The organism is Pseudarthrobacter sulfonivorans (assembly GCF_024391045.1).
GTDB lineage: Bacteria > Actinomycetota > Actinomycetes > Actinomycetales > Micrococcaceae > Arthrobacter > Arthrobacter sulfonivorans_B.
This window is the reverse complement of the sequence record NZ_JANFCZ010000034.1, coordinates 18,752-38,234: the sequence shown is the minus strand read 5'-3', so window position 1 is coordinate 38,234 and position 19,483 is coordinate 18,752. Positions and strand designations below refer to the sequence as shown.

At 66.1% G+C, this 19,483-nt stretch carries 18 protein-coding genes; 8 read left to right on the top strand and 10 right to left on the bottom strand.

Features of this window, described 5'->3' with window-relative positions; all coding sequences use genetic code 11:
* The 5 genes from NQJ30_RS17500 to NQJ30_RS17480 form a co-directional block, all read right to left on the bottom strand.
* Positions 1-702 (bottom strand): LamB/YcsF family protein (locus NQJ30_RS17500; RefSeq protein WP_255771483.1); only part of this gene is annotated, 702 nt, incomplete at its 3' end.
* Positions 686-1,516 carry a hypothetical protein gene (locus NQJ30_RS17495; RefSeq protein ID WP_255771482.1) on the bottom strand — a complete coding sequence of 277 codons (831 nt, stop codon included), beginning with the start codon at positions 1,514-1,516 and terminating at the stop codon, positions 686-688. The genes NQJ30_RS17495 and NQJ30_RS17500, both read right to left, overlap by 17 nt.
* A 133-nt stretch (positions 1,517-1,649) precedes the next feature.
* Complete coding sequence (locus NQJ30_RS17490) at positions 1,650-3,992, bottom strand: glycoside hydrolase family 65 protein (protein WP_255771481.1); 2,343 nt, start codon at positions 3,990-3,992, stop codon at positions 1,650-1,652.
* A 91-nt stretch (positions 3,993-4,083) separates the two neighbouring features.
* Positions 4,084-4,827 carry an HAD family hydrolase gene (locus NQJ30_RS17485; RefSeq protein ID WP_255771480.1) on the bottom strand — a complete coding sequence of 248 codons (744 nt, stop codon included), beginning with the start codon at positions 4,825-4,827 and terminating at the stop codon, positions 4,084-4,086.
* Positions 4,828-5,148: 321 nt separating this feature from the next.
* Entirely contained in the window at positions 5,149-5,766 is a 618-nt protein-coding gene (locus NQJ30_RS17480) for an alpha/beta hydrolase (RefSeq protein WP_255771479.1), read from the bottom strand.
* Positions 5,767-5,944: 178 nt separating this feature from the next.
* Here NQJ30_RS17480 and NQJ30_RS17475 point away from each other — a divergent pair, with 178 nt between their 5' ends.
* The 5 genes from NQJ30_RS17475 (at position 5,945) to NQJ30_RS17455 (ending at position 10,771) form a co-directional block, all read left to right on the top strand.
* On the top strand, positions 5,945-6,202 hold the full coding sequence (locus NQJ30_RS17475; RefSeq protein WP_255771478.1) for a DUF6458 family protein: 258 nt from the start codon (positions 5,945-5,947) through the stop codon (positions 6,200-6,202).
* 303 nt (positions 6,203-6,505) lie between these two features.
* The gene (locus NQJ30_RS17470) at positions 6,506-7,363 is read left to right on the top strand and encodes a DeoR/GlpR family DNA-binding transcription regulator (protein WP_255771476.1); all 858 of its coding nucleotides are present in this window, start codon (positions 6,506-6,508) and stop codon (positions 7,361-7,363) included.
* Positions 7,360-8,343, top strand: coding sequence for a 1-phosphofructokinase family hexose kinase (locus NQJ30_RS17465; RefSeq protein ID WP_255771475.1), 984 nt, complete (start codon positions 7,360-7,362; stop codon positions 8,341-8,343). Before NQJ30_RS17470 ends, NQJ30_RS17465 begins: the two co-directional genes overlap by 4 nt.
* Positions 8,344-8,345: 2 nt before the next feature.
* Positions 8,346-10,424 carry a PTS fructose transporter subunit IIABC gene (locus NQJ30_RS17460; protein ID WP_255771474.1) on the top strand — a complete coding sequence of 693 codons (2,079 nt, stop codon included), beginning with the start codon at positions 8,346-8,348 and terminating at the stop codon, positions 10,422-10,424.
* A gap of 68 nt (positions 10,425-10,492) precedes the next feature.
* Positions 10,493-10,771, top strand: a complete 279-nt coding sequence (locus NQJ30_RS17455) for an HPr family phosphocarrier protein (protein WP_255771472.1) — start codon at positions 10,493-10,495, stop codon at positions 10,769-10,771.
* A gap of 160 nt (positions 10,772-10,931) precedes the next feature.
* On the opposite strand, the gene NQJ30_RS17450 is transcribed toward NQJ30_RS17455, so the two are convergent.
* Together NQJ30_RS17450 and NQJ30_RS17445 are read right to left on the bottom strand one after the other, a co-directional pair.
* Positions 10,932-11,372: an SRPBCC domain-containing protein gene (locus NQJ30_RS17450; protein WP_255771471.1), complete on the bottom strand. Its 441-nt coding sequence runs from the start codon at positions 11,370-11,372 to the stop codon at positions 10,932-10,934.
* Positions 11,369-12,217, bottom strand: a complete 849-nt coding sequence (locus NQJ30_RS17445; protein ID WP_255771469.1) for a class I SAM-dependent methyltransferase — start codon at positions 12,215-12,217, stop codon at positions 11,369-11,371. Before NQJ30_RS17445 ends, NQJ30_RS17450 begins: the two co-directional genes overlap by 4 nt.
* A 207-nt stretch (positions 12,218-12,424) precedes the next feature.
* On the opposite strand from NQJ30_RS17445, the gene NQJ30_RS17440 reads away from it, so the two are divergent.
* Complete coding sequence (locus NQJ30_RS17440; protein WP_255771467.1) at positions 12,425-12,691, top strand: DUF7218 family protein; 267 nt, start codon at positions 12,425-12,427, stop codon at positions 12,689-12,691.
* 72 nt (positions 12,692-12,763) lie between these two features.
* Here the strand turns inward: NQJ30_RS17440 and ku are convergent, their stop codons facing one another.
* A complete protein-coding gene (ku, locus tag NQJ30_RS17435; protein ID WP_255771466.1) occupies positions 12,764-13,918 on the bottom strand; it encodes a non-homologous end joining protein Ku in 1,155 nt (384 codons plus the stop codon).
* 40 nt (positions 13,919-13,958) lie between these two features.
* On the opposite strand from ku, the gene NQJ30_RS17430 reads away from it, so the two are divergent.
* Positions 13,959-16,499 (top strand): ATP-dependent DNA ligase, encoded by a 2,541-nt coding sequence (locus NQJ30_RS17430; RefSeq protein ID WP_255771464.1) that lies wholly within the window; start codon positions 13,959-13,961, stop codon positions 16,497-16,499.
* A gap of 132 nt (positions 16,500-16,631) precedes the next feature.
* Here the strand turns inward: NQJ30_RS17430 and NQJ30_RS17425 are convergent, their stop codons facing one another.
* Both NQJ30_RS17425 and NQJ30_RS17420 read right to left on the bottom strand, forming a co-directional pair.
* Positions 16,632-16,892, bottom strand: coding sequence for a hypothetical protein (locus tag NQJ30_RS17425; RefSeq protein WP_255771463.1), 261 nt, complete (start codon positions 16,890-16,892; stop codon positions 16,632-16,634).
* A gap of 51 nt (positions 16,893-16,943) precedes the next feature.
* Complete coding sequence (locus NQJ30_RS17420) at positions 16,944-17,192, bottom strand: hypothetical protein (RefSeq protein WP_255771462.1); 249 nt, start codon at positions 17,190-17,192, stop codon at positions 16,944-16,946.
* A gap of 476 nt (positions 17,193-17,668) precedes the next feature.
* On the opposite strand from NQJ30_RS17420, the gene NQJ30_RS17415 reads away from it, so the two are divergent.
* The gene (locus NQJ30_RS17415; protein WP_255771461.1) at positions 17,669-19,288 is read left to right on the top strand and encodes an MFS transporter; all 1,620 of its coding nucleotides are present in this window, start codon (positions 17,669-17,671) and stop codon (positions 19,286-19,288) included.
* The last annotated feature ends 195 nt before the right edge of the window (positions 19,289-19,483 follow it).

Here is a 19,483-nt window from a genome sequence, read left to right as displayed (position 1 = left end):
GACCGCGGCAGCCATCTCCACGGCTCCGGGGGTGTCCCCGTGGATGCACAGGGAATCAGGCCTGACCTGGACCACGGTGCCGTCCAATGCCACCACCTCGCCCTTTGTCGCGAGGCGGACAGCGCGCTCGACAATCGAACCGACGTCGTGCAGGACTGCTCCTTCCTGCGAGCGCGGCACCAGCGTGCCGTCGGCCTGGTAGGCGCGGTCGACAAAGGCCTCCACAAAGACGGGATGCCCGGCTTCCTTGGCCTGGATCAGCAGCTGCGAGCCCGGCAGGCCGAGAATGGGCAGGCCGGGATCGTAGGCCTGGATGGCTGCCACCACCGCGGAAGCCTGCTCTGCGTCGTGCACCAGGCGGTTGTAGAGGGCACCGTGCGGCTTGACGTAGTCAACGGAGGCACCCACGGCGTGCGCCACCCCGTCGAGCGCCCCCAGCTGGTACAGCACGTCGCCGAAAAGCTCATCGAAGGACATGTCCAAGGACCGGCGGCCGAAGCCGGCCAGATCGCGGTACCCCACGTGCGCCCCCACGGTCACATCCAGCTCGAAGGCGGCCCGGCAGCTGTCGAGCATCGTGACGGGGTCCCCCGCGTGGAAGCCGCACGCCACGTTGGCGCTGGTCACCAGGGGGAACATCGCGGCGTCGTCGCCCATGTTCCACGAGCCGAACGATTCGCCGAGGTCAGCGTTGAGATCCAAGGTTGGTACCCTCCAGGGTTTTGTGATGATGAGCCGTGCTGTTGTTGTCTGTGCTGTCAGCGGTGGCTTTGAGCTCTCCGGGAATGGTAACCGGCATGGGTCCGAAAGCTTCCTTCGCGTTCGATGCCACGGCCCGGCCCATCATGAGGTTGCCTGCACCGCCCACCACTGCGCCGATGCCGAACGGGAGCGCCCGGCCAAGGAACGCTGAGCCCTGGCGTTTGAGCAGATTCTTGAGGAAGGCCTTCTGGATCTTGCTCCGAATGGCCCCGAATCCGGTGGGCATGGACTTGGACAGCGCGTTTCCCCACACCTTGGTGGGGCTGGTTCCCTTGCCCATGGCCTGCCCGCTGAGCGTTCCGAGCAGGGCAGTCCCCTCTTCGCCGAGCATAATGGCCATCACCATGGTGCTGGCCTTTTCGGGATTGGTCAGGCGGATTCCGTGGAGTTCCGCCAGCGAGGTGGCATAGAGCGCCGTGGCCTCGAGGAAGCCAACTGTGGCAGCGGCGGAAAGTCCCAGGGACGCCACCGTTCCGACGCCGGGCACAACGGCTGTTGCCCCGACGATCGCACCGCCGCCGGTCACCGCCCGCAGGTAGTCCCGCTCCAGGATTTCCGCGAGCTTTGCCGCACTGGCGCGGGGGTGCTTGCGCTGGAGCCGCCGAACGTAGGCGAGGACCAACGGCCGTTGGATTTCGACCGCCCGCAGGAGCATGTTGTGGACGCCGGGTTTCGGCTTGCCCTCAGCGTCGAACATGGCGTTGTGGGCGGTTTCCTGAGCGATACGTACTGCGGGATTGCTGCGCTTGGGCATGGTCACCTCTGCTTCTGTAGGACGTCGGTCCGCCGGCGGTTTGGCCGCGGCCCTGCATTAACCCTAAGCCTGCTTGGCAATATGCGCCGTGCCTGCCGGACGGCAAAGCCGAGGAGCGCTCCCGGCAGGGGCCTCAGCCGAGGGCGTGCACGATCGGAAGGCTCGCCGTCGGCGGTCCGCTGGGGAACACCGTCGGTTCGGGGCACTCGAAAGGTGCCAGTGCCACGCGGACCGGTTCGGGACCGACACGTAGAACCTGGCCGCGGACATCCACGTCCAGCTGGCCGCCGCTTCGGATGCTGAGGGTGAGCGCGCCGGAGTCGAGCTCCACCAGCAGCAGGCGCCCGCGGACCTTCAGGTGGAAGGTCAGCGCGCCCCATTCAGCCGGCAGCCGCGGATTGAAGAAGGGCATGTGGCCCTGGTCCCGCAGCCCCGCGAACCCGCAGACCAGGGAGCTCCATACCCCTCCGGTGGACGCGATGTGCACGCCGTCGATGGTGTTGCCATGGGTGTCATCCAGGTCGATGAACGCCGCGTTGGTGAAGTGCTCCAAAGCCGCCTCCGGATGCCCCACTTCGGCGGCCATGATCCCCTGCACACAGGCGGAGAGGGTGGAATCGCCGGTGGTGATGGGGTCGTAGAAATCGAAGGCGCGGCGCTTTTCCTCGGCCGTGAAGTCCTGCCACTGCAGGAACATGGCCAGGACGGTGTCCGCCTGCTTCAGCACCTGGTGCCGGTAGATCACCAGCGGGTGGAAGTGCAGCAGCAGCGGGTACTTTGACCGGGGCGTGGTCCAGTCCCAGGGTTCGAGCGTCATGAAGTCGTTGTCCTGCGAATAGACCTGCAGGTCTTCATCGAACGGCAGCTGCATGCGGTTGGCAGCCTGCACCCACAGCTGGCGCTCGGCCTCATCGATGGCCGGGTGTTCCACGGCAGCGGCGGCGCCCAGGTTAAAGCGGGCCATGACGTTGGTGTACAGGTTGTCGTTGACTACCGCCGTGTATTCGTCCGGACCCGTGACGCCGTGGATATGGAAGAGCCCGTCCTTGCCGAAGAAACCCAGCGAGGCCCACATGCGGGCCGTTTCGATCAGCAGTTCCGCGCCCATGCCTTCGCGGAACGCCTCGTCGCCGCTGGCCCACATGTAACGGCTCGTGGCAAACGCGATGGCGGCTGCAATGTGAAACTGTGCCGTACCGGCGGCGTAGTAGGCGCTGGCTTCAAGGCCGTTGATGGTGCGCCACGGGAAAAGGGCCCCGTCCACGCTGAGCTCCTTGGCCCGGACCTTGGCGACCGGAAGCATCTGGTGCCGGAATTCCAGAACCTGGCGGGCGGCGTCGGGGTTGGTGTAGGTGAGGTAGGGCAGGAGGTAGACCTCCTGATCCCAGAAATAATGCCCCTCGTAGCCCGAACCGGTCACGCCCTTCGCCGGGATGCCTGCGACGTCGGCCCGTGCCGTTGCCTGTGCCAGCTGGAACAGGTTCCAGCGGATGGCCTGCTGAAGCTGGGGCTGGCCGCCCACCACAATGTCGGACGTGGCCCAGTACTCGCGGTAGTGCTCCCGGCTCTCGTCGAAGATGTCCTCCACAGGCCGGAGCCCGGCTTCGGCGGTTTCAGCGGCATCCCGCTCGGAGTCCTGGACACCGGGGCCTGCGGCGTAGCTGACGGTCTTTTCAAGCCGGAACGGCTCGTCGGCCCGGACCGCCAGGACGTAGCGGACGCTGCTGTCATCTTCACCGGCGAGCGTTTCAAAGCACTGTTGGCCCGTAGAGGTCCAGTGGTCCACGGCCATCCCCACCCGCTGCCCTGATTCCGCTGCCTGCCAGGACAGGCGGAGGGAGCCGTCGCCGCCGTCAATCCGGACCGGCAGCAGGACCCTGCCCGCGTGCCGGCCGGCGCGGCGCGGGTCGTGCGCCGAGTGGTCCTCCACAGGCTGGTCCTGGCGGTTGATGACGGACGACGTGACGTCGGCGGAAACCTCACGGTCGGAGGCGACCTCCAGCGAGATGCCCAGGCTGCCGCGCGAGGCGAAGCCAACCGCGCGGCGTTCGGTGGTGGTCACCGCGGCACCGGAGCGGCACTGCCAGGTGACGCGGCATTCGTAGATGCCGGTGGCGAAATCAACTGTCCGGCGGTAGTCCAGGACGTCCGATTCCGCGAGCGAGAGGGTTTCGCCGTCGATGATTACCGTGAAGTTGTTCGCATCGGGGATGTAGATGATCCGCTGTCCGGTGCGGGCGAAGCCGAATGCGTTCTCCGCATGCTTGATATCCCAGATCTCATGGAGGCCGTTGATGAAGCTGCCCGGGAGTTCGGCGTCGGCCGCCGCCCAGTGGGCTCCGCGGATGCCAAGGTGCCCGTTGCCCAGGGCAAAGAGCGTTTCCAAAGTGCCGGCGTTGCCTGGTTCGTGATGTGTTTCCACGAGCTGCCAGGGGGTGTCGGGGAACCGTTCACGGTCAGCGGTGATGAGAGCCATGCTGTTGCGATCCTTTTGGCGGTGGTGCTGGTCTGGTGGTGCGCGTTCGGGTGTCTGCGCGGCCGGCGGGGCTACCCGCGGGCGGGACTGGCTAGAGGAGTTCCTGGAGGTCGTTGACCACGCGGGTGGCGCCGGCTTCGAGCAGGGTCTCCCTTCCGGCACCCCGGTCCACGCCGATCACGGAGTGGAAGCTGCCCGCGTGGCCGGCCTGGACACCGGAGACTGCATCCTCCACCACCACGCATTCCGCGCTGGGTAATCCCAGCAACTGCGCTGCGTAAGTGTAGGTGGCCGGGCTCGGCTTGCCGGGCAGGCCCTCGGCAGCGGCCACCACTCCGTCCACCACAATTTCGAAATGCCCGTTCAGGCCGGCCGCTTTTAGCACCGCGGGAGCGTTCCGGGAGGAGGAGACGACGGCGACCTTCAGTCCGCGCGCCACTGCGGCTTCCAGGAAGCGCACCGAACCTTCGAAAGGCTCGACGCCGGCACTGACAATGTCGTTGAAGACCTGGTTCTTGCGGTTGCCGAGTTCCTGGACAGTTACCTGGGCGGAATCCCCGGAAGATGAGTCCTCGTCCCCCTCCGGGAGCACGATGCCGCGCGACGCCAGGAAGTCCCGGACGCCGTCGAACCGCGGCTTGCCGTCGATATGGTCGAAGTAGTCTTCCTCGCGGTAGCCGGGCACGTCGGGCCGGGACGCCAGGTATCTCTCGAAAAGTTCTTTCCACGCCTGTTCATGGACGGTGGCCGTGGGCGTGAGCACGCCGTCGAGGTCGAACAGGATCGCGGAAGCGCTGGTCCAGGCGGAGTTCCGGGTTTCTAGAACGTCAGTCATGCGCAATGTCCTTTCAGACGGCGGGCAGCCATGGGGGGCGTAGCTCAGGAGTGCGGAAAATCAACAAGCAGGTAAACACTGGGCGGGACTCCGCCAGTGGGCGGCGGTGCGCAAAGGCGGGGTGGGGAATCGCGGGCCACGGTGTCCGCTGGATCAGCAGGCGCGGCTAAGGGCCATGGCATAAATCACGGCGGGTCGGCGGGTGCTGATAATCGTCTTCTTCCATGATGAAGGCGATGATGCCCTGTGACAACCTGACAGCGTCAGCCGGGGATAACTTTGCCCGTCACCGCGGAAACTCTCACCGCGGAAATCTGACGCTCAACTGAGAACGTAATGGCGGAGGAACGCGCTGACGTCCACCATCTCGGTCTTGCTCATCGCGTGGCCCATGCCGGGATACGTCCGGGCCGTCAGCCGGGTGTTCTTGTCCAGCCACTGTCCCGTGTACTCCGTGGCGTCCTCGTTGATGACGAGGTCTGCTTTGTCCCGCCCCCAAAAGAAGGGTGGCGGGGTCTCAAAGGAGTCGGTGAGGGAAAGGAGTTCGTTTTCCAGCACAAAGCCGGACAGCCCCACTGTCGCCTTGTAACTGTCGGGGTGGAGGCGGAGGAGGGTGCTGGCCATGGCCATACCCTGCGAATAGCCCAGCAGGCTCACGCTGCTGTGACGCCCCTTGACCGAGCCGATCCAGGTATGGACGGCGTTGGTGGCACTGATGACGTCGGCGAAATCGTTGGCCAGGAAGTAGTCCAGCAGGAACCACCCGTAGTGATCGCCGATCACCATGGGAGCCCGGAGCGCAGCACACGTGAATTCGGATGGCAGATATTCGAAGAGCCGCACCATCCGGGACTCATCCGTGCCGTAGCCGTGCATCAGGACCAGCAGCGGCGTACCGTCCCGCTCGGCTTCCGGCTTGGACCAAACAACTGTCTCCATCGGTCCAGCCTAGCCATGCGTACCCCGGGCGGCTGCACACAGGCCGCTGAACAGCCATGACGTGCCGCCGCGGCACGGGCTGATGGTCATTGAATCGAGCAGGGCAGGGCTGTAGCGTGAGAGCACAGCATGCTTATCAGTTCGGCACCACATGTACTCGAACAACAAGGAGCAAGTCATGAGAATCGGTTCCGCCATCTTCCTCATCGCCCTCGGCGCCATCCTGGCCTGGGCCGTCGCTCCGGGCCTGATTCCCTTCGTGGACCAGGTTCTGATCGGGTACATCCTGATGGCCGTGGGTGTCATCGGCCTGATCGCCTCGCTTATCCTGGCGTCGCCGGGCCGGAGCCGCCGCATCAGCGAAACCCGCTCGGTGGTTGACCCCAACACCGGCGAGCGCATCACCCGCAACGAAAGCCGCGACGCCGGACTGTAGGTCCCGGACGGACGCGTCACCATGAACCCCGCCAGCCGGGCCGGACCACTGCGGTCCGGCCCGGCTTTTTTGCGCCCCCGATCAACACCGGCGCGCCCTCGCCAACGGTTGCCGGCGAGTTTTTGTCCACTTAACGCGTCTGTCGAGCCGTCAAACGGCCAATAAGTGGACAAAAACTCCGAGGGCTTCTGTGTTTTTTTGGCTTTCGTTGACAAACCAACACACTCGAAGATAAAGTCAAGTAATTCAACATCACGTGATGCCAGTCACAGGAATTTCAGCACTTTACGCAACGGAGGGTACGTGTTCGCCGAGGAGCGCCAGCAGCAGATTGCCGAGCTTGTTACCGGTACCGGCAGGGTCAGCGTGACCATGCTGGCCGAGCGCTTCCGCATCACCACCGAAACCATCCGCCGCGACCTCGCCACCCTCGAAACCGCCGGCACCGTCCGTCGGGTCCATGGCGGTGCCGTGGCCGCGGACCGGTTCAGCACCTCCGAGGAAAGCATCAACGAACGGACCATCCAGCGGCCGGACCAGAAGCTGCGCATCGCCCAGGCAGCACTCGCCCTGATCCCCCAGGGGAAGTCGGGAAGCATCCTGCTCGACGCCGGCTCCACCACCGAGGCGCTCGCCGACCTGCTCTCCCGGCGCCCCGCCGTCGTGCTTTCCGGAGCCGCGGCCAACGGCACGGCCACCGGCGCCGCTTCCGGCGCACCGCACACCAACCCGGCGTCAGCTACCGAACTGGTGGTCATTACCCACGCCGTCCCCATCGCCGCCAGGCTGGCCAGCGCACCTGGAATCGCAGTCCAGCTCCTGGGCGGCAGAGTACGCGGCCTCACCCAGGCAGCCGTGGGCCAGGGCACCGTGGAGTCCGCCCAGCGGCTGCGCCCGGACATCGCGTTCATCGGCACCAACGGCATCCACGCACACTTTGGCCTCAGCACTCCCGATCCTGAAGAAGCCGCCGTCAAGGCAGCCTTCGTCCAGTCGGCGCGCCGCATCGTGGTGCTGGCCGACTCCTCCAAGCTGGACGCGGAAACGCTGGTCCAGTTCGCCTCACTGAAAGATCTGGACACCTTGATTACAGACAGCGAGCCCGGCCCGGAACTCACAGCCGCCCTGACCGACGCCGGCGTTGACGTGGTGATCGCATGATTGTCACCTTCACGGCCAACCCGAGCCTGGACCGCACGGTGGCCCTCCCCGGCCCCCTGGAACGCGGCGAAGTCCAGCGCGCAGTCTCCGTCAGCCAGGAATCCGGCGGCAAGGGCGTCAACGTGTCCCGGGCCTTGTGCGCCTCAGGGCTGGAGACCATCGCCGTACTTCCCGGCGGCGACAGTGATCCGGTCCTGGCCGGCCTGCACCACGACAAAGTTCCCTTCGCGGCACTTCCCATCGACGAACCGCTGCGCACCAATGTGGCCCTGACCGAACCGGGCGGCGTGACCACCAAGATCAACGAGCCCGGGCCCACGCTGAGCGTCGACGAGCAGGAGGCCCTGGTCAGCCTGCTCCTGGAGCGCGCCCGCGGTGCGAGCTGGGTGGTCCTGGCAGGTTCCCTGCCGCCCGGCTTCCCTGCCGACTTTTATGCCACGGTGGCGCAGCGCCTGCGTTCCACCGCCGACGGCGCCGCCCCGCGGATCGCCGTCGACTCGTCCGGCAAGCCCCTCGCCGCCGCCATCTCGGGCGGCAGTGCCGGCATGCCGGACCTCCTGAAACCCAACGCCGAGGAACTGGCGGAACTGGCTGCTGCAGCCGGTTACGCCACGGCGTTAACCGCAGAGGAACTTGAAGCGGATCCGGAGGCCGCCGCAGCGGCCGCCGCCGCCGTCGTGCGTTCCGGTGTGGGTGCTGTACTGGCAACTCTCGGGTCCAAGGGAGCTGTCCTGGTAACGGCCGACGGCGCGTGGCTGGCCACGCATCCGCCGGTCGCCGCGGTCAGTACGGTCGGTGCGGGCGATTCATCGCTGGCTGGCTATCTGCTCGCCCACGGCCGGGGCGCCGCCCCGGCCGATTGCCTCCGTCAGGCGGTGGCCCACGGTGCCGCCGCCGCCTCCCTGCCGGGCTCCACTGTCCCGGCAGTCCACCAAACCACCCCGGATGCCGTAACCATCACGGCCCTTCGAAAGGATTGACAGTGACTCAGCTCATCACCACCGAACTGGTCGAGCTCGACCAGAACCTGGGCACCTCGCCCGAGGATGTGATCAGGTACCTGGCCAGCAAAGTAGCTGCCACCGGCCGCGCGTCAGAAGTTGAAGGCCTCTTCGCGGACGCCTTCGCCCGTGAGCAGAAGACGGCCACCGGCATCCCCGGCGGCATCGCCATCCCGCACTGCCGCTCGGCCGCCGTCGTGGAACCCACACTGGCCATGGCCCGGCTCAACCCGAAGGTGGACTTCGGCGCCAAGGACGGCCCGGCCGACCTCGTCTTCTTCATCGCAGCCCCGGACGGCGCGGACCAGGAACACCTCAAGCTCCTGTCCAAGCTGGCCCGGTCCCTCATCAAAAAGGACTTCACGGCAGCGCTGCGTGCAGCGTCCAGCCGTGAGGAAATCGTTTCGCTCGTGGACGGTGCGCTAGCGGACAAGCCGGCCGCCCACGCTGCCCCGGCAGCGGCCGACGCTGTGCCTGTGGCTGTGGGTGCTGCTTCCGGCGCCTCCGCCGCGGGTGCTGCTGCGGCTTCAACCGGCCCAACCACCGGCGCCGCGTCGGGTCCCAGGCGCCTGGTAGCCGTCACGGCCTGCCCCACCGGCATCGCGCACACCTACATGGCCGCCGATTCGCTGGTGGCCGCCGCCCAGGAAATGGGCGTGGACCTGCAGGTTGAAACTCAGGGCTCCTCGGGTGCCAAGGCACTGGACCCCGCAGTCATCGCCGCGGCGGACGCCGTGATCTTCGCCGTCGACGTGGACGTCCGCGGCAAGGAGCGCTTCGCCGGAAAGCCTGTCATCAACGCGCCGGTCAAGCGCGGCATCGACGAGCCCGCAAAGATGGTCCAGGAAGCGCTCGCCGCTGCCACCGACCCGCACGCCCGCCGGGTGCCGCACTTCGGTGCGGAGGAGCAGGCCCAGCAGGCTGAAGCCGAAAAGGGCGAGCACATCGGCCAGAAGCTGAAGCGCGCACTGCTGACCGGCGTCAGCTACATGATCCCGTTCGTGGCCGGCGGCGGCCTCCTGATCGCCCTGGGCTTCCTGCTCGGTGGGTACAACATCACCAGCGTCGCGGACAAGGTGGTGCTGGCGAACAACTTCGGCAACCTTCCGGAAGGCGGACTGGCGATCTACCTCGGCGCCGTCCTGTTCAAGATCGGCGCCCTGTCCATGGGCTTCCTGGTCCCCGCGCTGGCCGGCTACATCGCCTACGCCATCGCCGACAGGCCCGGCATCGCACCAGGTTTCGTCGCCGGTGCTGTATCCGGGTTCATGGGTGCCGGCTTCCTCGGCGGCATCGTCGGCGGCCTGCTGGCAGGCTACATGGCCCACCTCATCGGGACCTGGCAGGTACCGCGCTGGCTGCGTGGCCTGATGCCCGTGGTGATCATTCCGCTCCTGGCATCCATCTTTGCCTCCGGCCTGATGTTCCTGGTCCTGGGCGGCCCCATTGCCGCCATCACCACCGCACTGAACTCGTGGCTCACCGGCATGACCGGCGTCTCCGCTGTGGTCCTCGGAATCATCCTTGGCCTCATGATGTGCTTCGACCTCGGCGGTCCGGTCAACAAGGTTGCCTACGCGTTCGCCGTTGCCGGGCTCAGCGCCGGCAGCGCCACCAACCAGGCACCGTGGCAGATCATGGCAACCGTGATGGCTGCAGGCATGGTGCCGCCGCTGGCGATGGCGCTTGCCACCACCTTGGACAAGAAGCTCTTCAGCCTGGCCGAGCGCGAAAACGGTAAGGCGGCCTGGCTCCTCGGTGCATCCTTCATCTCCGAAGGCGCCATCCCGTTCGCCGCAGCCGACCCGCTGCGCGTCATCCCCGCCAGCATGCTGGGCGGCGCACTCACCGGGGCGCTGTGCATGGCCACCGGCGTCACATCCCAGGCTCCCCACGGCGGCATCTTCGTGTTCTTCGCCATCGGCAACCTGGCGATGTTCGTGATCTCCATCGTCGCCGGAGCCGTTGTCAGCGCACTGGCAGTCATCGCCCTCAAGCGCTGGGCGGTCAAACAGCCGGAACCCGCTGCTAGCGTGGAGACCGTTCCCGCAACTGTCTGACCCAGCCGTACCAACCAACGATTCGCGGCGCCCGAAGCACCAGGCGCCGGTAGACAAAAGGAGCAACAATGTCAGAACGCACCGCAACCGTCGCCAGCCGCGTAGGCCTGCACGCCCGCCCCGCCGCCATCTTCGCCGAGGCCGCCGGCGAGTTCGACCTGGACATCACCATCGCCCGTGAAGGCGAGCCTGTTGACGAGGCGATGGACGCCGCCAGCATCCTGTCCCTCATGAGCCTGGGCGCATCCCACGGCGACGTCGTGGTGCTCCGCGCCGAAGGTGCCGGCGCGGACGACGCCCTCGAGCGTCTGGTCCAGATCCTGGAAACGGATCACGACGCCGAGTAGCGGCTACACCCGCTGAGGCACCAAAGCCGCGCGGCCGCCGTCGTACTTCTCTCCTCTGTGGGGAACGTACGACGGCGGCCGCTCACTTTAATCCCGCCGCCTGCCCAACTGGCTCGCACTTAGCGTCGCCATTCCGCGGTTCCACGACGTTAAGTGCGAGTCAGTTGGGTTGGCCGCGCTCGGCGATCTTCTTGACGTCCGCGACGAGCATGTCCCACATGCCCTGGGAGTGCTCGGCGGCCTCTTCGCTGGCATTGTTGTCCTGCGCGAGCGTGAGACTGGTCCCGCCGTCCTGCTCTTCCAGGGTCCAGGTCAGGGTGTGGTAGTTCTCCGGCTTGTCCTCTTCGCCGCCGAGCGGGCTGAAATGCGTGTGGACCAGCTTTCTGCCGGGTTCCACTTCGAGAATGGTTCCTTTGTCCTCGTAGGGTTTTCCCTCCCACTCGCCACGCCACACGATGGGACTGCTTACGGTCCAGTCGGTCACCAGGTCCGCCCCGAACATGAACTCCTTCACGGCGGCGGGATCGGTGATGACGTCCCACACCCGGCTGGCCGGCGCGTCGACGGTGACGTTGGACGTTGCTACGAAGTTCTCTTTCATGCCCGTGCCTTCCTGGCGGTGAAGATCAGATATTCCCATTCCATCTGCCACGCCGCATCGCCGTGGGCATCGCCGAACGAGTCGGCAAGCTCGGTGAGGGCCGCGTCAAGGGCTTTGACTTTCTCCTGGTCCTCGCCGAGGAACTTGTAAACCGAGATGGTGGGGCCATAGTGGGATTTGAAGTAGCGCAGGAAGTCCGCGGGTTCGTGGAAGCTGTGGACGGCCAGGGTCCGCTTTTCGGCGTGACTGTCCGTGATCCGTTCGCCAAAGAGCTCCCGCACATGGTCTTCGCTGCCCCACAGCGGCGGCGGCTGGGCCCCGGGCGGAGGGGGCGGCGCGAAGGGCTTCATGGCTGCGAACATCTTCCCGATGAACCCATCGGGCGTCCAGCTGAGCAGCCCGATGGTGCCACCAGGTTTGCACACGCGTACGATTTCGTCGGCGCCCGCCTGATGATGCGGCGCGAACATCACGCCCATGCAGGAGATCACGGCGTCGAATTCGTCGTCACCGAACGGAAGGGCCTCGGCGTCGGATTCCACCCAGTCAAGCTCAACGCCGCGGTCGGCTGCCTGGTGCCGACCGGCGTCGAAGAGTTCCGGGGTCAGATCGCTGGCAGTCACCTGTGCACCCATCATGGCCGCGGGGATGGCCGCATTCCCGGCGCCGGCAGCCACATCGAGGACCCGCTGCCTGGCTTTGATACCCGCGGCCTCAACAAGGATGGCCCCAAGGTCGTTGACAAGCTCACTGGCGAGGGCCGGGTAATCCCCGGAGGCCCACATGGCGCGATGCTTTTGCTTCAATGCCCGGTCGGCTTCGTCCACGGCCGTTTTGTCGTCCATTTCGGCGCCCCTCTCCATCTCCGTTGACAGGTTTCGAGTGACAGCACGCTGTTGGCACAGTGGAGGCTGCAATTCTGCCCATTGTGGCCGTCAGGCAAACTGAAAAGCAAGCAAACTTAGTGGTTCCTTGTTTTTGCCTGGGCCCGGAATTAGCGTGAAGACTGACCAGCGAAGACGGAACCTCAGCGGCCTTTGAAGGAGCATGCCATGCCGGAAAAGAAAAATCCCAGCCTGAAGGATCCTGAGCTCTATGAGGAACTGCGCGAGGACGGGGCGTCCAAGCAGAAGGCGGCGCGGATCTCCAACGCGGCAGCCAAAAAGGGCCGTTCGGCGGTTGGCCGCAAAGGCGGCAAATCAGGAGACTACGAAGACTGGACCGTCCCGCAGCTCAAGGCCAAAGCCAAGGAAATTGGCCTCACCGGATACTCGGCCAAAAAGAAGAGCGAACTCATCTCCGCCCTGCGGAACTCCTAGGCGGCGGCCATCGCCGTTACTGCCGGGCGCGCTGGATTAGCGCCCTCGCCGACCGCCCGCTCAACAACCGCCTCAGGCGCCCTTTCTGGCCCGCGCTGCGGGCGCCTTCGCGGCAGGCTTGGCAGTTGTGGACTTCGCGGTGGTTGTTTTCGCGGTAGTGGTTTTGGAAGTAGTGGTCTTGGCGGCGGTTGTCTTGGCTGTGGTTGTCTTGGCTGTGGCGGACTTCGCGGTGGTGGACCTGGCGGCCGGGGCTTTGGTGGCCGTACTCCCCGCCGCAGTTTTGGTCCCGGCGCTCTTGGCTGCAGGTTTGGCGGGAGTCTTCCCCCGCGAGCCGCCGGCACTCTCTTCAGTGCCGCCGTCGTCCGCCTGGTCTTCGGACTCATCGTCGTCGGACTCATCGTCATCGGCCGAGGACGCGGACGATGCGGCCGCCGCGGCACCGCCGCGCTTCCGGTCGAGGCTGCGTTTGAGCGCCTCCATCAGGTCGATGACCTCGCCCTTTCCGCCGTCGCCGGCTTCCGCGCCGAACGTTTCGTCGGTGTCCAGCGAGTCGCCCTGTTCCAGCTTGGCGTCGATCAGCTTCCGGAGCTGGACCTGGTAGTCGTCGGTGAAGTGTTCGGGTTCGAAATCCGCGGCCATGGACTCCACCAGCGCGGCGGACATCTCGCGTTCCTGGGCGGAAATCCGGACCGTCTCGTCCAGGGCGGGGAAGCTCGCCTCACGCACTTCGTCGGGCCAGAGCAGGGATTGCAGCACCAGCACATCGTCCTTAATACGCAGCGCGCCCAGGCGGGTCTTCTCGCGCAGCGCGAACTGGACAATGGCCACCCGGTCGGTGTCCTCCAGCGCCCGGCGCAGCAGCCCGTAGGCCTTGGGCGACTTGGAATCCGGCTCGAGGTAGTAGCTCTTCTCGAACATCATGGGTTCCAGCTGCTCGGACGGGACGAACTGGACCACCTCGATCTCGTGGCTGTTCTCCGCCGGGATGGACTTGAGCTCGTCCTTGGACAGGACCACCGTCCGGCCGTCTTCCTCGAAAGCCTTTTCAATGTCCGAATAGTCGATGATCTTGCTGCACACCTCGCAGCGGCGCTGGTAGCGGATCCGGCCGCCGTCGGCATTGTGGACCTGGTGGAGGCTGATGTCGTGGTCCTCCGTGGCACTGTAGACCTTCACGGGCACGTTGACCAGGCCGAACGCGATGGCACCTTTCCAGATGGCTCTCATCCCTCAAGTGAACATCACCGCAGGCCAGAGGTGAAGACCCATGGCCGGTCCTAAGGAACGCGTCCGGGTGGCGGGGCGCGAACTGACCCTCACCAACCTGGACAAAATCATCTACCCGGAGACCGGCACCACCAAGGCCGACGTCCTCGCCTACTACTCCGCGGTGGCCCACGTGCTCATCCCGGCTGCGGCGAACCGGCCGGCAACACGCAAGCGCTGGGTCAACGGTGTGGGCACGGCGGAGAAGCCGGGGGAAGTGTTTTTCCAGAAGAACCTGGAGGACTCGGCGCCCGGCTGGCTCCCCCGCGCAGCCATCACGCACAAGGAACGCACCATCTACTATCCGCTGGTCAACGACCCCGCCACGCTGACGTGGTTCGGCCAGATCAACTCCCTGGAAATCCACGTGCCGCAATGGCAGGTGGACTCGCACGGCAACCAGCTCAATCCCGACCGCCTGGTCCTGGACCTGGATCCGGGCGACGGCGCCGGGCTGGCCGAGTGCGCGGAAGTGGCATTCTTGGCCCGCACCATCCTGCAGGACGTGGGCCTGGACCCGGTGCCGGTCACCAGCGGCAGCAAGGGCATCCACCTGTACGCCGGCCTGGACGGAAGCCAGACCTCGGACCAGATCTCGGCCTTCGCCCACGAGCTGGCCCGCGCCCTCGAGACGGACCATCCGGACCTCGCCGTCAGTGACATGAAGAAGACCCTCCGCACAGGCAAGGTCCTGGTGGACTGGAGCCAGAACAGCGCGGCCAAAACCACCATCGTCCCCTACTCCCTCCGCGGCCGGCCCCATCCCATGGTGGCGGCCCCGCGGACCTGGCGTGAGCTCCGCTCTCCCCACCTCAGGCACCTCGACTATCTGGCCGTCCTGCGCAGGGTGAAGGAGGGCAAGGACCCGTTCGCCGCCGTCGAGCACGGCGGCGGGCACCCAGGGGGCACCGAAGAAGCAACGCACGACGGCGGCGCGCACCGGCGCCTGGAGCGGTACCGTTCGATGCGGGATCCCGAGGCAACGCCCGAACCATTCACCGGCGTTTCGGGCAGCGGCAATACCTTTGTGATCCAGGAGCATCACGCCAGCAGGCTGCACTTCGACTTCCGGCTCGAACACGAGGGCGTGCTGGTCTCATGGGCGCTGCCGAAAGGCGTTCCTGAGTCCGGCGGCAAGAACCACCTGGCAGTCCAGACCGAGGACCATCCGCTGGACTACGGCAGCTTCGAGGGCACCATTCCGAAGGGCCAGTACGGCGCCGGCGAAGTGACCATCTGGGACCACGGCACGTACGAACTCGAGAAGTGGATCAACGGCCGGGAAGTCATCGCCACCCTGACCGGGGCGGACGGGGGCGGCCTGGGCGGGACCAAGAAGTTCGCCCTGATCCACACCGGCCGCGGCCGCGGTGGGGACGCCGAAGGGCAGTGGCTGATCCACCTCATGGACAAGGACCACCACACGTTTCATCCCCGGCGGTCCGGGGCGGAGGAGGGTGCGGGGGTGGAGGAGGGTCCGGACGTGGAGGAGCCCGCCAGCGCAGAGGAGGCCGCCAAAGCCCCGCCTGCCCCCGGTGCGCCTGTACGGGGTAAGCCAGCGGCGGTTGACGCTACGCCCATCCGTGCGCAGGACTTCAGCCCCATGATGGCCACCGCCGGAACTCCCGCGGACCTGCAGGGCAGCGACTGGCAATTCGAGCTGAAATGGGACGGCGTCCGCGCGCTCATCGTCGGAGATGCCGGGAAGGTCCGGATCGTCAGCCGGAACGGGAACGACGTCACCGCAACTTACCCGGAGCTGACGGACCGCGAGTGCTGGCCGGACGGGGCGTTCGTCGCGGATGGCGAGATTTTCGCCGTCGGGCCTTCCGGGAAGCCGGACTTCGGCGTGCTGCAGGGGCGCATGAAACTCACGCGGCCCGGTGACGTGGCGAAGGCCCGTGCCGCGATCCCCGTTCGGCTGATGCTGTTTGACCTGCTGTCGCACGGTGGGGAGGACCTCCGCCCCTTGCCGTTGGAGAAGCGGCGGAAGCGCCTGGAAGCGTTCCACCGGCCGTCTGCCTGTCCGGTTGAGCTGTCGCCCGTCCTGGACGAGAAGATCGAACACATCCTGGAAAGCGCGCGGGAACTGGGGCTCGAGGGCGTCATGGCCAAGCGGACGGACAGCCGCTATGTGAGCGGGCAGCGGACCCGGACGTGGATCAAGATCAAGCTGGAACAGACCCAGGAGGTGGTGGTGGGCGGCTGGCGGCCGGGCAAAGGCGACCGGCAAAGCTCCGTTGGTTCGCTGCTGGTGGGCATCCCCGAGGGCAAGGACCTGCGCTACGTGGGCCGGGTGGGCAGTGGGTTCAGCACCCGTGAACTGGCGGAACTCCGGCAGAAAATGGATGCGTTGGCCCGCAAGACCTCGCCCTTCGACGACGTGCCGCGCGAGGACGCGTCCGATGCCCGCTGGGTCACGCCGCGACTGGTGGGTGAGGTGACGTTCGGCGACTGGACTGGTTCGGGGAAGCTCAGGCACCCCGTATGGCGCGGGTGGCGGCTCGATAAGTCAGCGGACGACGTCGTGCCTGAGGCTTAGGGGCTGGCCCGGCGACGCGCGTGCTTCCTCCAGGACACGGAAACGGCCTGGCGACTCCCGGATGCGGATGTCCGCCAGGCCGTCTTTCGTGTCGCTTGGTATTTTGCGTGTCCCGAGGTCAGCCGCGGAGTGTCAGGACGAGTGCGGCATCTGCGGACGGCCGGTCCGGTGCACAGCCGTGACGGCAGCCTCGTGGCCCGCCCGTCCCTGGCCGGTGTCCCGGTCCTTGGGGTGGCGGATCTTCCCGTTCCCGTCCGGCCAGTGCTGTTCTCCGGCCATCGCCTTGGTCACGGCGATGGTGGCCGGCCCGGGCGTGGACTGTACATCCATGGCGGCCGCGAGGTGGTCCGCAACCTCAGGTTCGATCCGCGGTGCAGCGTGCTGCTCAGCCATTTTTCTTCCTTTCCGTACCGATGTGGAGTCCCAGCCAGGTTCTGTGGCGGACTACCAACGGACTTTCTTCTCGGTGGGCCCCTGCTTTCCACTGGCGTGGGTGGGCCTGTGGTTCTTGCCGACGCTCTGCAGCCCGGAACCGCCGCCGCGGGACTTGCTATCCAGCATCGCCCGCTGCGCCTCCGTCAGGCCGGCCCGGATGCCGGTGGGGTTGTCCGGCGAAGGCTGTGAGGTGTCTCCCGACGGCGCTTCGGAAGCTGAATCGGGACCGGTGCCGGCGGGGGTGTTTTGATCAGTCATGGGTGGAACCTTTCTGAGGAGGGTCAGGGTGTCTGAGGAGCTCACGGCGGAGGATGGGCCCGAATGCCGGGCCGCAGGCGTCCGCCTACTCAAAAATTAGTGTTCCCATGGCACAACAATAGGCAGCTTGGCCCGTGCTGGGAACCCCCGCCGGGCACCGGCACCGGGCCGCTTAGAGGCGCCCGGCCACCCGTGGTCCCGGTCACTTTTGGCCCGGAAAGTCGGGCCAAAAAGCTTGAACAGGCCGGCTTGCAGAAAAAGATTAGGTAACGATCGCCTATACCGCCCGGTATCCCAGTGCTGGCGCGGCCAAACGGGCGAAAAGAAATCCGGGATGGCGCCTCCAAGGGGCCTGAAAGCGGGCATCTTACGCGATAAAACTCCCGATTGTCCCGGAATTCGCGTAAAATTGAAGGCCTGCCCGGAGCGGGGCAGCTACAAGTCGCAAGCAAATGACCTCCCCAGGAGTTGCCCAAATGCCCACAGACCGAAGCACGACCGACTCTTCAGCAGGCGCCAACAGCGCCGGCGGAACCAACAATGCATTACCGAAAAACGCACCCTCCGCGAGCCTTACGGGCCCCGCAGGTGTGCGTAAACCTAAGATCCTCAAGCGGCGCCGGCTCAAAGAGTCCGACGTCAACGTGGTGAACCAGCCCATGCTGAAAAAAGCGCTCGGCGGAACCATCGTGGGTAACACCATGGAATGGTACGACGTAGGCGTCTTCGGCTACCTGATCACCACCATGGGACCTGTCTTCCTGCCGGAGTCAGATCCCACCACACAGACCCTGTTCCTGTTGGGAACCTTCGCTGCCACGTTCATCGCCCGCCCGCTCGGCGGCGTGATCTTCGGCTGGCTCGGGGACAAGATGGGCCGCCAGAAGATCCTGGCCACCACCCTGATGATCATGGCCGCCAGCACGTTCGCCGTCGGCCTGCTGCCGGGCTACGCGCAGATCGGCCTGTGGGCAGCAGCTCTCCTGGTGCTCCTGAAGGTGGTCCAGGGATTCTCCACCGGCGGCGAGTACGCCGGTGCCACCACGTTCGTCAGCGAGTATGCCCCGGACAAGCGCCGTGGTTTCTTCGCCAGCTTCCTGGACCTTGGCAGCTACCTGGGGTTCGCCATCGGCGCTGCGTTGGTCTCGGTCCTGCAGCTGACGCTTGGCCAGGCCACCATGGAAGACTGGGGCTGGCGTATTCCCTTCCTCATCGCGGGCCCGCTCGGCCTGATCGCGGTTTACTTCCGGAGCAAGATCGAGGAATCGCCGCAGTTCCAGGCCACTCTGGATGCCCAGGAGGACCTTGCCAAGAACGCTGCCTCTGCAGACGACGCCGCCGCCAAGGGACCGGTTGGCATCGTCAAGGCCTACTGGCGCTCTATCATCGTGGCGATGGTCCTGGTCGCCGCGGCCAACACGGCTGGCTACGCGCTGACTTCCTACATGCCCACCTACCTCACCGAGTCCAAGGGCTATGACGAGGTCCACGGCACCCTGCTGACCATCCCTGTCCTGGTTGTCATGAGCCTGTGCATCCCGTTGACGGGTAAGCTGTCCGACCGGATCGGCCGCCGGCCTGTCCTCTGGATTGGCGCCGTGAGCACCGTTGTACTGGCCACTCCGGCGTTTATGCTGATTGGTGTCGGCGAAATCTGGTCCACGCTGCTCGGCCTGGCACTGATCGCCTTCCCGGTGACGTTCTACGTGGCCAACCTGGCCTCGGCCCTGCCGGCCCAGTTCCCGACGTCCAGCCGCTACGGCGCCATGGGCATCGCGTACAACTTTGCCGTGGCCATCTTCGGCGGCACCACGCCGTTCATCGTGGCAGCACTGATCAACGCCACGGGCAACGACATGATGCCGGCGTACTACCTGATGCTGACCTCCGCGATCGGGGCAGTGGCCATCTACTTCCTCAAGGAATCCGCCCAGCGCCCCCTGCCCGGCTCCATGCCGAGTGTGGATACCCAGGCGGAAGCCAGGGAACTTGTGGCCACACAGGATGAGAACCCGTTGCTAGACCTGGATGAACTGCCGTTCGAGACCCAGGACGTCTCTGACGCTGCGGCCGCCAAGGTAACCGCAGGAGTCTAGGAACAACCAAGGTTCCACAAACCGGCCTGTTGAGGCCGACTTGTAGCCCGCGCTCCAAGGCCCGTCCTGCACCCGGCCCCTTCCGGGGAGGTGAGCGGGGCGGGCCTTAGCCGTGCCCGGCTCGTTACGCCGGGTGTCCCGCGGCCTGCACCGGCAGATGACGCACCGGACGGCAAGGTGGTAACTTCCCAAAGA

What these genes read in the sequence shown, in the direction of transcription:
- NQJ30_RS17485 (WP_255771480.1), bottom strand. Translation starts at nt 4,827, where the DNA reads ATGACTGACGTTCTAGAAACCCGGAACTCCGCCTGGACCAGCGCTTCC.
- NQJ30_RS17455 (WP_255771472.1), top strand. Translation starts at nt 10,493, where the DNA reads ATGTCAGAACGCACCGCAACCGTCGCCAGCCGCGTAGGCCTGCACGCC.
- NQJ30_RS17465 (WP_255771475.1), top strand. Translation starts at nt 7,360, where the DNA reads ATGATTGTCACCTTCACGGCCAACCCGAGCCTGGACCGCACGGTGGCC.
- NQJ30_RS17490 (WP_255771481.1), bottom strand. Translation starts at nt 3,992, where the DNA reads ATGGCTCTCATCACCGCTGACCGTGAACGGTTCCCCGACACCCCCTGG.
- NQJ30_RS17415 (WP_255771461.1), top strand. Translation starts at nt 17,669, where the DNA reads ATGCCCACAGACCGAAGCACGACCGACTCTTCAGCAGGCGCCAACAGC.
- NQJ30_RS17420 (WP_255771462.1), bottom strand. Translation starts at nt 17,192, where the DNA reads ATGACTGATCAAAACACCCCCGCCGGCACCGGTCCCGATTCAGCTTCC.
- NQJ30_RS17425 (WP_255771463.1), bottom strand. Translation starts at nt 16,892, where the DNA reads ATGGCTGAGCAGCACGCTGCACCGCGGATCGAACCTGAGGTTGCGGAC.
- NQJ30_RS17445 (WP_255771469.1), bottom strand. Translation starts at nt 12,217, where the DNA reads ATGGACGACAAAACGGCCGTGGACGAAGCCGACCGGGCATTGAAGCAA.
- NQJ30_RS17440 (WP_255771467.1), top strand. Translation starts at nt 12,425, where the DNA reads ATGCCGGAAAAGAAAAATCCCAGCCTGAAGGATCCTGAGCTCTATGAG.
- ku (WP_255771466.1), bottom strand. Translation starts at nt 13,918, where the DNA reads ATGAGAGCCATCTGGAAAGGTGCCATCGCGTTCGGCCTGGTCAACGTG.
- NQJ30_RS17475 (WP_255771478.1), top strand. Translation starts at nt 5,945, where the DNA reads ATGAGAATCGGTTCCGCCATCTTCCTCATCGCCCTCGGCGCCATCCTG.
- NQJ30_RS17450 (WP_255771471.1), bottom strand. Translation starts at nt 11,372, where the DNA reads ATGAAAGAGAACTTCGTAGCAACGTCCAACGTCACCGTCGACGCGCCG.
- NQJ30_RS17495 (WP_255771482.1), bottom strand. Translation starts at nt 1,516, where the DNA reads ATGCCCAAGCGCAGCAATCCCGCAGTACGTATCGCTCAGGAAACCGCC.
- NQJ30_RS17430 (WP_255771464.1), top strand. Translation starts at nt 13,959, where the DNA reads ATGGCCGGTCCTAAGGAACGCGTCCGGGTGGCGGGGCGCGAACTGACC.
- NQJ30_RS17480 (WP_255771479.1), bottom strand. Translation starts at nt 5,766, where the DNA reads ATGGAGACAGTTGTTTGGTCCAAGCCGGAAGCCGAGCGGGACGGTACG.